A 13,435-nucleotide genomic window follows, 5' to 3' on the forward strand; every position below is an offset into this window, starting at 1 on the left:
CTGCGCCCGATGGATTGCATTTACTGACCGAGGCAATCGACCATCGAGGTCGCCAGATTGCGCATCAGTTGGCCGTAGAGTTCTGGCCCTTCCGTCAGTGCGCCGCCTTCCGGATCCAGCGTGCCGGTTTTGGCATTGGTGCCCTCGGTGACAACCTTGATCAGGCGAGGTTCAAATTGCGGTTCGGCGAAGACGCAAGCCGCTTTCAGTTCCTTGATCTTCGCATGCATTTCTGACAGCCGCTCCGCCCCCGGCATGGTCTCGGGGCTCACTGTGATCGAACCCGCGACGCGGACCTGGTAGCGCTTTTCGAAATACTGATAGGCGTCGTGGAAAACGACGAATGGCGTGTCGAGAACTGGAGCAACCGTTGTCTTGATTTCGGCGTCGAGCGTATCGATTTCGGCCTCCAGCGTTCGTGCGTTCGCCTCGTAGGTAGGAGCATTGTCCGGATCGACGGCTGCGAGGTGCTTGGCAATGGCACCAGCCATGGCTTTGGCATTGGCCGGATCTAGCCAGAGGTGCATGTCCGTGCCGCCGTGCTCATGCTCCCCGTGGTGCTCGTGTTCTTCATGGCCATGCTCCTCGGCCGGTTCAGCTTCGGGCGCATGCTCGGCCTCGGCAGAGTCGTGACCGTGCTCGTCATGCGCTTCTCCCTCACCATGTTCGCCATGGTCATGCGCTTCGAATGCTCCACCTTCGCGGAAGGTGAGCTTGGTGAGGCCATCTACATCGTCTAGGTCGACGATTTTTGCCTTGGCGGGCAGTGTTTCAAGGGGTTTGGTCAAAAAGGCTTCGAGACCAGGTCCCACCCAGAACACCAGGTCCGCGTTCTCCAGCGCCCGGGCGTTCGATGGCTTGAGCGTATAGGTGTGTGCGGAAGCCGCGCCTTCAACAATCAGAGAGGGCTCACCCACACCTTTCATGATCGAGGCGACCAGCGAGTGGATCGGCTTGATCGACACGACCACCTGCGGCGCGGCTGCGGCGATCGCAGGCGCAAGAAACAGGGCGGCGGTCGAGGCGGCGAGACCAAGGCGAAGGGCGTCCATCTGCATCTCCAATGCAAGTTATGTAATACAGTTACATATGTTGCGTTATGCTATAACGTGTGGCATATGGGAGCGCAACAGGGAATTTCTGGGAAAGTCATGTCAGTTTTCGACAAGAGCGGCGCTCAAGCCCTCGTTAGTCTGGCCGGCGCAGGCGTGTCGCGCAATGGTCGATGGCTTGTCCGCGGCGTCGACCTTGCGGTCCGTCCGGGTGAAATCGTCACGTTGATCGGGCCAAATGGCTCGGGCAAATCAACCACGGCGAAGATGGCGATCGGCATCCTTTCGGCGAGCGAAGGCAAGGTTTGGCGCAAGCCGGACCTCACGGTTGGCTACGTCCCACAAAAGCTCGCTGTCGACTGGACCATGCCTCTGACTGTCCGTCGTCTGATGACCCTGACCCAAAACCTGTCGGCTACGGACATTGACGCTGCTCTTGATTCCGTCGGTATCCTGCATCTGGCCGCAGCAGAAGTTCAGCATCTGTCGGGTGGCGAGTTCCAGCGCGCATTGCTGGCGCGTGCGATTGCCCGCAAGCCGGATATTCTCGTGCTCGACGAGCCGGTGCAGGGCGTCGATTTCTCGGGCGAGATTGCGCTCTATGACTTAATCACGTCGATCCGCAACAAGACCGGCTGCGGCATCCTGCTGATCTCACACGACCTTCATGTGGTCATGGCGGAAACGGATACGGTCATCTGCCTGAACGGTCATGTCTGCTGCCGAGGCACGCCGGCTGCGGTGAGCCGGAGCCCCGAATATATGCGCCTCTTCGGCGGCAAGGCGGCGGGCACGCTTGCCGTCTACAGCCACGATCACGACCACACGCATCTGCCGGACGGTCGTGTCCTTCATGCCGATGGCAGCGTGACAGATCACTGCCACCCTGAGGACGGTCACCACCACGACCAACCCCATGATGACCACGACCATGATCATCACGATCATCATCACGATTGTGGTCACGCTCATTCGCATGATGAAGGGCATGTAAAGACCGGCGAGTCCGTGATCAGCCGCGAGGTTGCCGATGTTCGATGATTTCTTCGTCCGCGCCCTTCTCGCCGGTGTCGGTCTTGCGCTGACAACCGGTCCGCTGGGCTGTTTCGTCATCTGGCGCCGCATGGCCTATTTCGGCGATACCATGGCCCATTCGGCGCTGCTGGGCGTCGCCTTGTCCCTGTTCTTCTCGATCAACCTGATGCTCAGCGTATTTCTGGTGGCAGCCTTTGTGTCGCTGGTCCTTGTTGTCCTGCAGAAGCGACAGGGGCTCTCCGCCGATGCACTGCTTGGCATCCTCAGCCATGCCACGCTGGCGCTTGGCCTCGTGATGGTCGCCTTCATGTCCTGGGTCCGTTTCGACCTCGTCAGCTTTCTGTTCGGCGACATCCTGGCGGTCAGCATGGCCGATGTCGCCTTCGTCTGGGGCGGCGGTGTCCTGGTGGTGGGTGTGATCGCCTATCTCTGGAAGCCACTTCTGGCAGCGACTGTGAACCAGGAGCTGGCAGAGGCGGAAGGGCTGAAACCCGAGCGCGCCAAGCTTGTCTTCATGTTGCTCATGGCGCTGGTGATCGCGATTGCCATGAAGATCGTCGGCATCCTTCTGATTACCTCGCTGCTGATCATCCCGGCTGCCGCAGCCCGGCGTTTTGCAACGACGCCTGAAGCCATGGCCGTGATGGCCTCGCTCATCGGTGCCGTCGCCGTTGTCCTCGGCCTCTTTGGCTCTCTAACGCAGGACACCCCTTCGGGACCTTCTATCGTGGTCGCTGCATTGATCCTGTTTCTGCTGAGCCTTGTCCCAAGGCCGGGCGCTAAATCTGTCGATGCCAACCAGGGAGCCGGATCATGAAGACCGACCTCACAAAGAATCAGGCCCTTGTCTTCGGCGCGCTGCAACAGGCGCATTCGCCCCTCTCGGCCTACACGCTGCTCGACAAATTGCGAGATGACGGGTTCAGAGCGCCGCTGCAGGTCTACCGTGCGCTCGACAAATTGGTGGAATTCGGGATGGTGCACAGGTTGGAAAGCCTGAATGCCTTTGTCGCTTGTGCCCATCCGCACGAAGGTTGCGCAAGCCACGGCATCGTTGCCTTCATGATCTGCGACAAATGCGGTGGAGTGACCGAATTTCACGACCACAGTGTCGATCATCGCCTCGCTGACGTCACGCAGCACCGCCAGTTCAAGCCGCGCAAGACGACCATAGAAATCCGTGGCGAGTGCAAGGCCTGCCATTGAAAGTGAGAGGACGTCAGAGCCTTTCGAGACCCTGCGCATAGCGCTGCCAGTTGCGCACATAGCCTTCTGAAGAGGCCTTAAGCCGCGCAACGGAGGCCTCGTCCAGGGGGCGGACGAGCCGCGCGGGGGAGCCCACGATCAGAGAATTGTCGGGAAAGATTTTGCCTTCGGTCACGAGGGCATTGGCGCCCACGAGGCTGTTTCGCCCGATCCGTGCCCCATTGAGAATGGTAGCGCCCATGCCGATGAGGGAATTGTCGCCGATGCTGCAGCCATGGATGATGGCATGGTGCCCGATCGTGCAGCCCCGGCCGATCTCAGTCGGATAGCCAGGATCGGCATGAACCATGACGCCATCCTGGATATTCGTGTCCGCACCGATCGTGATCGGATCGTTGTCGCCACGCAGCACCGCGCTGAACCAGACGCCGACGTTGATGCCAAGTCGCACGTCGCCGATCACATCCGCGCTCGGTGCGATCCAGAATTGCCCTTCCGGAGGCAGTTGCGGGCGCTTGTCCCCAAGGGTGTAGATCGGCATCGGGGAGGCGTCAGCGTAGCCGAAGGATCACGGGGATACGACCGCTCTGGGCTGGCACATGCAGATGAATATGCGTGTCCGGCTGCGAGTAGCGCCAGGCTCTTGCGCCATGGCAGAGCAGGGAGGCGATCAGATCCTTGGTCTTGGACCGCTTTTGCCGAATACCAAGGTCGGCGAGGCGAAATGCAGCCTCGTGAAGCGGATGCAGGCCAGCAGACGGTGATCTGGCTCCAGCATTGTCCTGAGGCCTGTCGGCATCAAGGGAGAAGTCGTTCGTCGCCATCGGAATTCCTCGTACACAAATACAAATCGAGGGTCAGTCCATTATTGGGCAGCGGCCCAGCAGCCGATGCCCTTCTTCTTCAGCGCATTGCAAGCATTCACAGCCTCGCGCTGATCGTCAAATCCACCGAAACGGGCGCGGTAGACCGGCTGAGAACCGCCGTTGAAGGCAACGGTGAAGGGGGTGGCGGAACGCAATACCTTTCCGCCTTTCGCCTGTGCATTGCGCAGGAGATCCATGGCCATTGATTGATCGGGCGACGTGCCGACCTGAACGATCCAGCCGCTCGCCGGTTTTGTCGATGCGGTCGTGACAGCATCAACATCTGCGGGCGCTGCTGCGGCGATCGTGCCGGTCGGCATGCTGTCGGTCACCACAGCACTTTGGTCCGGCATATAGGCAGGTGCCGGCTGTGGTACCGGGGCGAGGGGCCGCACACTCTCGATGACGGCAGATGCAGCGTTGCTGGATGGGCTCGACGCATAAGCGGAAGCCTGAACACCAGTGAAGCGTGCGTCCGGAACGGGGCCGGTCTCTGGCAGCGCAAAACCTGACGCCGCCGGCGCCACAGAAGCCGTTACTGCACCAGCGTCTTCAGGGGCAGCGACCGTGGTGTTCTTGACAATCAGGTTGCCACCGCGGCCACGAGACGCCTGTGGAAGATAACGCTGCACCAGGGTCGTCATCTGTGCATTACGGCTGGCGCCCGAACGCGCACCGAGAATGACAGCAACGATCGAGCGGCCATCGGCTTCTGCCGAAGTGGCGAGATTGTAGCCGGATGCTCGCGTATAGCCTGTCTTGATGCCGTCCACACCGCGCACCTGACCGAGCAGGCGGTTATGATTGGCGATCGTTTGCTTGCCGAACTTGAAGCTGCGTGCGGAAAAGACGCCGTAATATTGTGGGAAATGCTGACGCAGGGCGATGCCGAGGCGCGCCTGGTCGCGTGCCGTGGTCATCTGCGCCGTGTTCGGCAAACCATGCGCATTGCGATAGGTTGTCTTGGTCATGCCGAGGCTGCGGGCCTTGGCCGTCATCATCTGTGCGAAACGGGTTTCCGAGCCGCCAATGAGTTCGGCAAGTGCCGTTGCAGCGTCATTGGCCGAGCGCGTCACAAGAGCGTAAATTGCCTGTTCGACAGTGATGCTACGACCCGTGCCGACGCCAAGTTTGGTCGGCGGCTCGCCAGCTGCATTGGCAGAGAATGGCACCTTGCTCTTCAGTGTAATGCGACCTGAGTCCAGCGCTTCGAACACCATGTAGAGGGTCATCATCTTGGTGAGCGACGCCGGGTAGCGCAGCGCATCGGCATCCTCGCTATAGAGGACCTTGCCGCTTTTGGCATCGATCACGACGCCTGCGTATTTCGGATTGGCCTGAGCCGACTGGATGCCGAGGACGCCAGACATCAAGACCGTGACCAGCACAACCGAAACACGGCCAACGATCACTGAGAGGAGACTTCCCGGAGTTTTATGCACCACGATACTCTTTGAAAATTCACACTGCGTTCTGGCGCACGCCGTCGCCGATACCAGTGGGCACACTAGGCAATTAGCCTTACCAAGAGGTTTATGATAAATGTTCCATTGACGAATTCCCGGCACTTTTAGAGAGCGGGATCCGCACTTGCCGCAACGGTGCGATTTTCAACATACGACCGAATGGCCGTTTCCAAGGCTTTCCAGTCCGGCAGTCGTGAGCGGGGGAAGCGGTAGAGGACGGTCAGGTCCTGGCCGACATGAATATCCCTCTGGCAATCTCCACCGGAGGATTGTGATGCTTCGGTCTCGATAAGGCATCGCACCGCATAGCTTCCGAACTCCCCATTCTCTGCCGTATACAGGATCTCTCCGTCGTAGCCAGAGCGAGGTTTGAAGCTGTGCCCGGTCAGGCCTGCGGGGCCGGGGCGCTCTGTCTCTTGCAGCAGTTGGCGATAGATTGGATCCAGGCGGCCGGACATGTCGCGAGACATGGTGCTCTGGGAAATCTGCAGGAAAATCAGGGAAGGGCTGGGGTTTGATTCGAATAGCGCGCGTGTCTCGCGGGTGAAGCCGGACATGCTGGGCCAGGAAAGATAGAGATCTATTTGCTCATGCAGGCCGGAATGCCGCTGGCTCTCGAAGCGCATCGTATTCTCGGTCAACCGAAGTCGATCTCTCCCGATGGTGACCACAACGTCCCTGGTGCTTTCCGAGTGGCCGGCGAGAGACAGCTGGTCGCCATAAAGCTTGCCGGCAATGCTGATTGCCATCGACGCTAGAGCAAGAAGGCAGATGATGGATGTCGCGATTATGAGGAACCGGTTTGAAAGAAGAGGCGTCTGCTCGCCTTTCTGGTGGTCGATCATGTCCATGGTCTGCCGCCTTTGATCCCCAATCGACAGGCGAAATTGTCATCCTGCAAACCACAGTCTTCTGTGATTGTGGTTAATGGCGCGTTAATGGATCTGGTGGGCAAAAAAGGAGCCGGTCCCGGATTGACCGGGACCGGCTCAATGGCGCCGGTCGGGGGACGGGTAGGCGGGGACAGACCGGTGCCAGGGGCTCTGCAGCAATTCCGGCAGAAACAAGAAGCGGTTTTGCGATCGAAATTGCTCGAAGAAAAGAAAGAGCCTTCCCGCGATGCAGATCTTGTCGCGGAAAGGCTCTGCAGTCGGTTCAGTTCGAATTCACACTGCCAACGAAACTTGTGCGACCGTCCTGCAGCTTGACCCAGCGGCCAGGATGCGACGATGACTGGCGCTTCAGGTAAGTGTATTCGGTATCCGACCACAGCAGCACCTTGTTGCGCATGTTGTCGAGTATGAAATCTCCGTGATCTGTCCGAACGGTCAGAACGGCATGTCCTTCTCCACTCGGCTGCAGCACGACCGTAATCAGAAGATTGGACGGATCGAAGCCCTTGTCGATCAGAAGCTTCCGTTTCATGAGGGCAAAGTCCTCACAGTCGCCAACGGTCCGTGGAAACGCCCAGCGTTCCTCGACACCGTAGATCTCCATATCCGTCAGTGGCGTGATCGCGCTGTTGACGTCGTAGTTGACCTCAAGGATCGTTTTCCAGTCTGTTTCGGTCAATGCATGGGCGCCTGCATCGCGTCCGGTGGGCGCGCATTCCGCCATATTGATCTGACAGAATTCGTAGTGACCGATGGGTGGGTTGGCTTTCCCGACCACGGTCATGCTGGCAGTATTGGCGAACGTGCCGGCAGCCGAAGTGCCAAGCAGAGCCGATGCCAGAATGAAACTTCCCAGGATTTTCTTTGTTGTCATTGCTTATCTCCCTGTGATGAGGAGGACAATGACACAGAAGATTTGATCTCTCGCGAAAGTATTCACCGGCATTCAGTGTAACTTCGCGGCAATGTTGAATAATATCAGATTTGTATTTGAGGAAATTTTATTTTATATTTTATCTGTATTTGTCGAAAAATTGCGTAAAATTCTAATAATTCTCGATGTGGCTGATGGGGGCGTCTGCGCAAACAAAAAGGGCGCCATGCGATGTCGCAGGCGCCCGTGTTCGCGGTGGGGAGTTGTGTCAGAGGAATTCTGCGAGACTGTCGCGTGATTGCAGCGTCAGGAATTCGATAGCCACGCCTTCGAGGAAGTGGCGCACGATCCGGCCGCGCATATTCTGCCCTAGCCGAACGGCAGTTCCGATGGGTGGGCGAATATCAATGTCGACCGCTGCACCAGAGAGCGAAAGGTCGATCAGGCGGCATGGATAAGCTTTGCCGTCCTCGAGCGTCAGTTCAGTTCGCGTCTGGCGCGGCGACAGGCGATCGTGGCGACGGTCTTCCGGCAGGCCAAGTTCGTGCTTGTTGGCGAGCCAGGTCAACTGAGCTGCGAGCTTTTCGCGTTTGCGCGGTGTTGCGTTGATGGAGATGACAAAGCCATCATCCATGATCTTGATGACAGTGCCTTCAAGGCGTCCGAGATGGTCGATATAGGCGACGATACGCTCATTGACACGCGGGCAACCGGCGCAGGCAAAGCGGACGTCGCCCGGAGACATGTCGACGACCTTGCAGACGTACTCCTCGTAATTGGCCAGCATCAACCGCCCCTGTAGGCTTACGGAGACGCGCTGAAACGCCCGCTGAACGCCGGGAGGTGCGGGGATCGTAGAGGGCTGGCTGCTCATCGAGGATTGCATCATCGACTATCTGTCTATTTTTGCTATGAGAGGAAGATTTATCCGGCAGCCGTTAATATAACGTTTGCTTTCGCCGCCAGTTTTCAGTCTCGTGACCTTTCAGCGTCCAGTCGGCTACTGCCTTCGACGGGTGTTGTATAAGATAAAACAAAGACATAGAGGATATGTGATGCAGCAGGCCCGAGACGAAGATATTCCCGCAAGTGAAGGGACTATCGGATCCCATCACGCCTCAGGCGACGAGCCGCCGGTTTTCAATCTTCCGGTCTCGGTGCTCGTCTCGCTTGTATTGATCATTGCGATCTACTGTCTGCAGGCCCTTGTTCTTCCAGTCGACATGAGTACCTGGATCTCGGTTGAATTCGGCTTTTCCCCGATCCGCTATCTGTATCCGCTTGATGAACAGTCGCTAGCCTGGCTCTGGTCACCCGTCACCTATTCCTTGCTGCATGGCGGCTGGGAGCATCTGGCCTTTAACAGCCTTTGGTTAGCCGCCTTCGGAACCCCCGTGGCACGCCGTATCGGTGGCGTCCGGTTTACTCTCTTGTGGGTCGTTTCAGCTGCGGCAGGGGCGGCCCTGCATCTTGTCGTCAATTGGGGCGAGCCATCCCTGATGGTCGGCGCCTCGGCTGTCATCTCGGCGCTTATGGGGGCGGCTTGCCGCTTTGCCTTTGGTGCGCACCGCCAACTCGCGGCAAGGACTGGCCGAAGCGTGCCGCTTCTGAGCGTGGTCTCTGCATTGAAGGACAGGACAGTCCGGGTGTTCATCCTGGTCTGGTTTATCGGCAATGTTGCGGTTGCCGTTGGCGTCCCATTGATGGGAGAAGGCTCCGCCGCCATTGCCTGGGATGCCCATATCGGCGGGTTTGTTCTTGGCTTCTTCGGTCTGGCTCTGTTCGATAGAAAGCTCAATCCAGGTTTCTCCCCTGAATTTTAGAGATGTTGCATTCTCTTGAGGTTCGATGCACCATCTGCGAGATCGACGGATGAGGAGGGTGTCCGGTCGTATCAGCGCTTCAAATGGAGGAAAGAATGACTGCATCTGCCAGGAGCATTCTCGAACAGAAGGGCCGCAATGTTTTGACCATCGGCCCGAACGTCACGCTCGGAGAAGCGGCCCGTACACTTGAGGAGAACAAGATCGGTGCCGTTGTCGTGGTCGGAATGGAAAGCAGGATCGTTGGCATCTTCACCGAACGCGACGTCGTCCGGGCAATCGGCACGACCGGCCGGGACGCCTTCGATGAACCGGTATCTGCCTACATGACGGCCAATGTCTACCGGTGCAAGGAAGAAACCACAGTCAACGAGCTGATGGAGATAATGTCGTCGCGGCGTTTCAGGCACGTGCCTGTCGAGAGTGACGGCAAGCTTTCGGGCATCATTTCGATTGGTGACGTGGTGAAGTCCCGCATTCGCGAAGTCGAAGCGGAGGCCGAGCACATCAAGGCCTACATCGCTGGATAAGGCACGCGGGGCGCCAGCCGGTCTGGCGCCTCAGCGCAGGATGGCGTCCTGCATACGGCGAATTTCGCCAACGCGAACCTTGGCTTCCTGATAGCCGCGGTCGATTGCTTCCCCTGCACGGTGGAATTCCGAAAGCCCGATATCGCTGAGCCTTGGATGGAGCGCAAGATCCGGCGGATCGCCGGCAAGCCGCGCCCGTGAAATCCGGTCCTGAATGATGTTGAACGCCTGCACCATGACGCCGGTCAGTCCGACGCGCTTGGGGTCCCGGGTCTGTGGTGTCTCCGCTGTCTCGCGAGTCGCGACATGCTTGACCACCGCGGAGCGGCCAAAGACGTCGTAGTTGAGGTTTACCGCCATCACCAGCGCCTGTTCATTGGCGCGGCAAACAGACACTGGCACGGGATTGACCAGTGCACCGTCGATCAGGGTGCGGTTGTTGCAGCGAACTGGTTCGAAAATGCCGGGCAGGGCGTAGGAAGCCCTGAGCGCCGTGATCAGGTCACCCCCACCGATCCACACTTCGTGACCGCTGTTGAGTTCCGAAGCCACCGCAATAAATGGCTTGGGCAGGTCTTCGATCGTCAGACCTTCCAGATGCTCCTGCATTCGCTTGGTCAGACGCATACCGCCAAGTAGACCGCCGCCACCGATGGTGAGATCAAGCAGGGATGCGATCCGGCGCATGGTCAGTGACCGCGCAAATGTCTCAAGCTCGTCAAGCTTGCCGGCAAGATAGCAGCCGCCAACCAGGGCGCCGATTGAGGTCCCCGCAATCATGCCGACCTCAATGCCTTCTTCATCCAGAGCGCGAAGGACACCAATATGGGCCCAGCCACGGGCAGCACCACCGCCCAGGGCGAGCGCCAGGGCAGGCTTGCCAGATGTTTCGACAGGTTTTGTTAAGTGCCCTGCTGATTCGATGGGTTGCGAGGACGTCTCCGCCATCGGGGCGCCACCGCCTGACATGAAATTCCAGTTCAGCATTGGTCCCCGTCCCGAAACAAAACACCCGACCTCGATTAGGCCACTGTCTGCTTACGAAATCGTTAGGGAAAGAGTTCGACGGAATCAGGACTTTGTTTCGGCATAGACCGACAAGGGGTCGAAATGCCGATGATCATCGGCGACTTCAAGCCTCGCTTCGCCGCCGTCGATGACGGTTCGACGATAGAAGCAGGAGCGACGGCCGGTATGGCATGTTGCGTCGTGTCCAGCCACTTCCACCATGAGCCACACCGCATCCTGGTCGCAGTCGACGCGGATTTCCTTGACCGACTGCAGGTTCCCCGAGCTTTCGCCCTTTTTCCAGATCTTGCCGCGCGAGCGACTGTAGTAATGGCCGATTCCGGTTCGCAGCGTCAGTTGCAGAGCCTCGTCATTCATGTGCGCTACCATCAGGAGATGGCCATCCCGCGCATCCGTAACTACGGCGGTGACCAATCCCTTCTCGTCGAACTTGGGGGTAAGGACCAGCCCTTCCTCAAGCACAGCCTTATCCGGCGAGGGAGGTGAAAACTGCGGCGCCGTCATGAAAATCTCTTTCTGCTATTTGGATCGCTGCCGACCTTACCGGCTGCGAACCATCGACATGAAGCGGGCCTGTTCCGCAGCATTATCCTGGAACGAACCCTTGAATGTCGTGGTCAACGTGGTTGAGCCCGTCTTCTGTATCCCGCGCATCGCCATGCACATGTGTTCGGCTTCAAGGAAGACGGCAACCCCCCTTGGCTGAAGTGTCTCGTCAATCGCCTGAGCGATCTGCGCCGTCATGTTTTCCTGGGTCTGTAGGCGCTTTGCGAAAACATCGACGATGCGGGCGATCTTCGACAAGCCGAGAACACGACCATTCGGCAGATAGCCGACATGCGCCTTGCCCATGACTGGCAGCATATGGTGCTCGCAATGCGAGAAGAAGGTGATGTCGCGCACAAGGACCATGTCGTTGTAGCCGCCAACTTCCTCGAATGTCCGACCCAGAACATCGTCGATATCGGCTCCGTAGCCGGAAAACAGTTCCGCATAGGCTTTTGCAACGCGGGAAGGCGTGTCGAGCAGCCCCTCGCGTTCCGGGTCGTCTCCGGCCCACAGCAGCAGGGTGCGCACGGCTTCCTCCGCTTCCTCGCGTGACGGGCGGCGCGGTTCGGTGGTCAGCTTCTTGACGATGGCGTCCATGCCCTTGGTCTCCCGATCCCGATCCTTTCGGGTCGCTTGTTTGGCTATGCCGGAATTCAAAAGTTCAATGCGGCTCATAGTGCAAATCCCGTATCGAGGTCTAGCTCTTCGGGGCATCCAGTCGAGTGCGCTTCGGTATTTGTGAAACCGCGCCCGGACAGATATAATCGTGCACGACCTCCAGTTAAAGGTACCAACTGCGACCTGAGGTCTGGGACATCGACCGTTATGCTCCCTATATACGGCTTGAAACCCAAGGCGGATTGATCATGGACGACATCTACAACACCAAGATCCTCGAATTTGCAGGCAATATTGGACGGATCGGAAAGCTGGCTGACGCACAGGCAGTTGCCGAGAAGCATTCCAAGCTCTGCGGGTCACGCGTCAAAGTCTATCTCTGTCTCGACAAAGGGGTCGTGAGCGACTTCTCCCATGAGGTCAAGGCCTGCGCGCTCGGGCAGGCCTCGTCCGGGATCATGGCGCGCCACGTCATTGGGGCCACGCCGCAGGAGTTGCGGCAGGCACGTCTGGAGATGCTGGCCATGCTCAAGGAAGACGGCGAAGGCCCCGCCGGCCGCTTTGAGGATATGCGTTTCCTGAAGCCTGTACGGGACTATAAGGCACGCCACGCTTCGACCATGCTCACTTTCGATGCCGTGGTCGATTGCCTCAATCAAATCGAAAGCGAGACGGCATCGGCGCGGGCTGTTTGAGATGTGCGAGGCGCCTCAATGTGGCCAACGCACGCCGCCCGACACGCGACGCAGCCGAAATTTTTCCGGCCCGTTTCGTAAGACACCTGACCGGATTTTCGGTACCGGGCTGATTCGGCTCTATCAATTGACACTCTCCAGTGTGATCGGCAGTTCGTGCCGGCACTCGCCGACATGTTCCGAATATGGATATGAAGCCATAGCCCGCCACGGACTCTGGTCAGGCGGTTGGCTGACCTTGTTCCGTGTGTCCAGGTGCGGTCCGGGTGGAAGTTGGGGTTTTAATCCTGTACCGCCGCGCCTTGATAACGAATATCGATGGTGGAAGCCTTGGTCGCTCTGGACCGTTGGTCGCAAATCGAAAGAAAGCGTGACTGTCATGCCGAATGCCGCCTTTGACCCTGTCCGTCAGTTGATTGACTTCCATGCGGCGATCAATCGCCTTGATTATGAGTGGATCGAACAGGCCTTTGCGGAGGATGCCGCTTATATCTCCGCGGGAACCGGCTCGAAGGTCGGGCGCGATGCTATTCTGGTCGCCTTCCGTGCCTACTTTGAGACCTACCCGGACCAGATCGCCTGGAATGATCGCGTCGAGCAGGTCGATTCCCATGTGGCGCGCTCCTACTGGAACCTGAAAGCCACCCATGCCCAGACCGGCCAGCCGCTGGAGCGGACCGGCGTCGAGACGATCGAATTCGATCACGAGGGACGCATCATCAAGGTTCTGGTCGAGGATCGCTGAAAAGCGTCGCGACATCGCGGCTTACCCGGCAATTCTTTCCATTTGTCTCCGCTG

The 13,435-nt window shown here is 58.5% G+C and carries 17 protein-coding genes and 1 pseudogene; 8 read left to right on the top strand and 10 right to left on the bottom strand.

What is annotated here, in order from left to right; genetic code table 11:
• Positions 1-20: 20 nt before the first annotated feature.
• On the bottom strand, positions 21-1,052 hold the full coding sequence (gene znuA, locus IP76_RS11550; protein ID WP_054158371.1) for a zinc ABC transporter substrate-binding protein ZnuA: 1,032 nt from the start codon (positions 1,050-1,052) through the stop codon (positions 21-23).
• Positions 1,053-1,151: 99 nt separating this feature from the next.
• On the opposite strand from znuA, the gene IP76_RS11555 reads away from it, so the two are divergent.
• The 3 genes from IP76_RS11555 to IP76_RS11565 are packed head-to-tail and all read left to right on the top strand — an operon-like array spanning position 1,152 to position 3,293.
• Entirely contained in the window at positions 1,152-2,093 is a 942-nt protein-coding gene (locus IP76_RS11555; RefSeq protein WP_054158372.1) for a metal ABC transporter ATP-binding protein, read from the top strand.
• Complete coding sequence (locus tag IP76_RS11560; RefSeq protein ID WP_054158373.1) at positions 2,083-2,904, top strand: iron chelate uptake ABC transporter family permease subunit; 822 nt, start codon at positions 2,083-2,085, stop codon at positions 2,902-2,904. The genes IP76_RS11555 and IP76_RS11560 overlap by 11 nt, the downstream gene beginning before the upstream one ends.
• Positions 2,901-3,293: a Fur family transcriptional regulator gene (locus tag IP76_RS11565; RefSeq protein ID WP_054158374.1), complete on the top strand. Its 393-nt coding sequence runs from the start codon at positions 2,901-2,903 to the stop codon at positions 3,291-3,293. The genes IP76_RS11560 and IP76_RS11565 overlap by 4 nt, the downstream gene beginning before the upstream one ends.
• Before the next feature lie 13 nt (positions 3,294-3,306).
• On the opposite strand, the gene IP76_RS11570 is transcribed toward IP76_RS11565, so the two are convergent.
• The 6 genes from IP76_RS11570 to IP76_RS11595 form a co-directional block, all read right to left on the bottom strand.
• The gene (locus tag IP76_RS11570) at positions 3,307-3,834 is read right to left on the bottom strand and encodes a gamma carbonic anhydrase family protein (RefSeq protein WP_054158375.1); all 528 of its coding nucleotides are present in this window, start codon (positions 3,832-3,834) and stop codon (positions 3,307-3,309) included.
• A 10-nt stretch (positions 3,835-3,844) separates the two neighbouring features.
• The gene (locus tag IP76_RS11575; protein WP_054158376.1) at positions 3,845-4,117 is read right to left on the bottom strand and encodes a hypothetical protein; all 273 of its coding nucleotides are present in this window, start codon (positions 4,115-4,117) and stop codon (positions 3,845-3,847) included.
• Between the two features lie 41 nt (positions 4,118-4,158).
• Complete coding sequence (locus IP76_RS11580; RefSeq protein ID WP_082352516.1) at positions 4,159-5,529, bottom strand: D-alanyl-D-alanine carboxypeptidase; 1,371 nt, start codon at positions 5,527-5,529, stop codon at positions 4,159-4,161.
• A gap of 200 nt (positions 5,530-5,729) precedes the next feature.
• Positions 5,730-6,476 (bottom strand): hypothetical protein, encoded by a 747-nt coding sequence (locus IP76_RS11585; RefSeq protein WP_054158377.1) that lies wholly within the window; start codon positions 6,474-6,476, stop codon positions 5,730-5,732.
• A 304-nt stretch (positions 6,477-6,780) separates the two neighbouring features.
• On the bottom strand, positions 6,781-7,392 hold the full coding sequence (locus IP76_RS11590) for a transglutaminase-like cysteine peptidase (RefSeq protein WP_054158378.1): 612 nt from the start codon (positions 7,390-7,392) through the stop codon (positions 6,781-6,783).
• 268 nt (positions 7,393-7,660) lie between these two features.
• On the bottom strand, positions 7,661-8,266 hold the full coding sequence (locus tag IP76_RS11595) for a PilZ domain-containing protein (protein WP_156318551.1): 606 nt from the start codon (positions 8,264-8,266) through the stop codon (positions 7,661-7,663).
• 181 nt (positions 8,267-8,447) lie between these two features.
• Here IP76_RS11595 and IP76_RS11600 point away from each other — a divergent pair, with 181 nt between their 5' ends.
• Positions 8,448-9,215 carry a rhomboid family intramembrane serine protease gene (locus IP76_RS11600; protein WP_054158379.1) on the top strand — a complete coding sequence of 256 codons (768 nt, stop codon included), beginning with the start codon at positions 8,448-8,450 and terminating at the stop codon, positions 9,213-9,215.
• Positions 9,216-9,310: 95 nt separating this feature from the next.
• Positions 9,311-9,745, top strand: a complete 435-nt coding sequence (locus IP76_RS11605) for a CBS domain-containing protein (RefSeq protein WP_054158515.1) — start codon at positions 9,311-9,313, stop codon at positions 9,743-9,745.
• A 30-nt stretch (positions 9,746-9,775) separates the two neighbouring features.
• Here IP76_RS11605 and IP76_RS11610 read toward each other — a convergent pair whose 3' ends face one another.
• The 3 genes from IP76_RS11610 to folE form a co-directional block, all read right to left on the bottom strand.
• A complete protein-coding gene (locus IP76_RS11610) occupies positions 9,776-10,732 on the bottom strand; it encodes a patatin-like phospholipase family protein (RefSeq protein WP_054158380.1) in 957 nt (318 codons plus the stop codon).
• Positions 10,733-10,816: 84 nt separating this feature from the next.
• Complete coding sequence (gene hisI / locus IP76_RS11615; RefSeq protein WP_054158381.1) at positions 10,817-11,278, bottom strand: phosphoribosyl-AMP cyclohydrolase; 462 nt, start codon at positions 11,276-11,278, stop codon at positions 10,817-10,819.
• A gap of 36 nt (positions 11,279-11,314) precedes the next feature.
• Entirely contained in the window at positions 11,315-11,920 is a 606-nt protein-coding gene (gene folE, locus IP76_RS11620; protein WP_054158516.1) for a GTP cyclohydrolase I FolE, read from the bottom strand.
• A gap of 266 nt (positions 11,921-12,186) precedes the next feature.
• Between folE and IP76_RS11625 the strand changes: the two genes are divergently transcribed.
• From IP76_RS11625 to IP76_RS23485, 3 genes and pseudogenes are all read left to right on the top strand, one after another.
• Positions 12,187-12,636, top strand: coding sequence for an iron-sulfur cluster assembly scaffold protein (locus IP76_RS11625; protein ID WP_082352517.1), 450 nt, complete (start codon positions 12,187-12,189; stop codon positions 12,634-12,636).
• 1 nt (position 12,637) lies between these two features.
• A pseudogene (yidD, locus tag IP76_RS23480) lies at positions 12,638-12,994 on the top strand (membrane protein insertion efficiency factor YidD); the annotation flags it as partial.
• A 21-nt stretch (positions 12,995-13,015) separates the two neighbouring features.
• Positions 13,016-13,381, top strand: coding sequence for a nuclear transport factor 2 family protein (locus tag IP76_RS23485; protein WP_054158383.1), 366 nt, complete (start codon positions 13,016-13,018; stop codon positions 13,379-13,381).
• Positions 13,382-13,435 lie beyond the last annotated feature (54 nt).

The organism is Rhizobium sp. AAP43 (assembly GCF_001296045.1).
In the GTDB taxonomy this organism is placed as follows: Bacteria; Pseudomonadota; Alphaproteobacteria; order Rhizobiales; family Rhizobiaceae; genus Allorhizobium.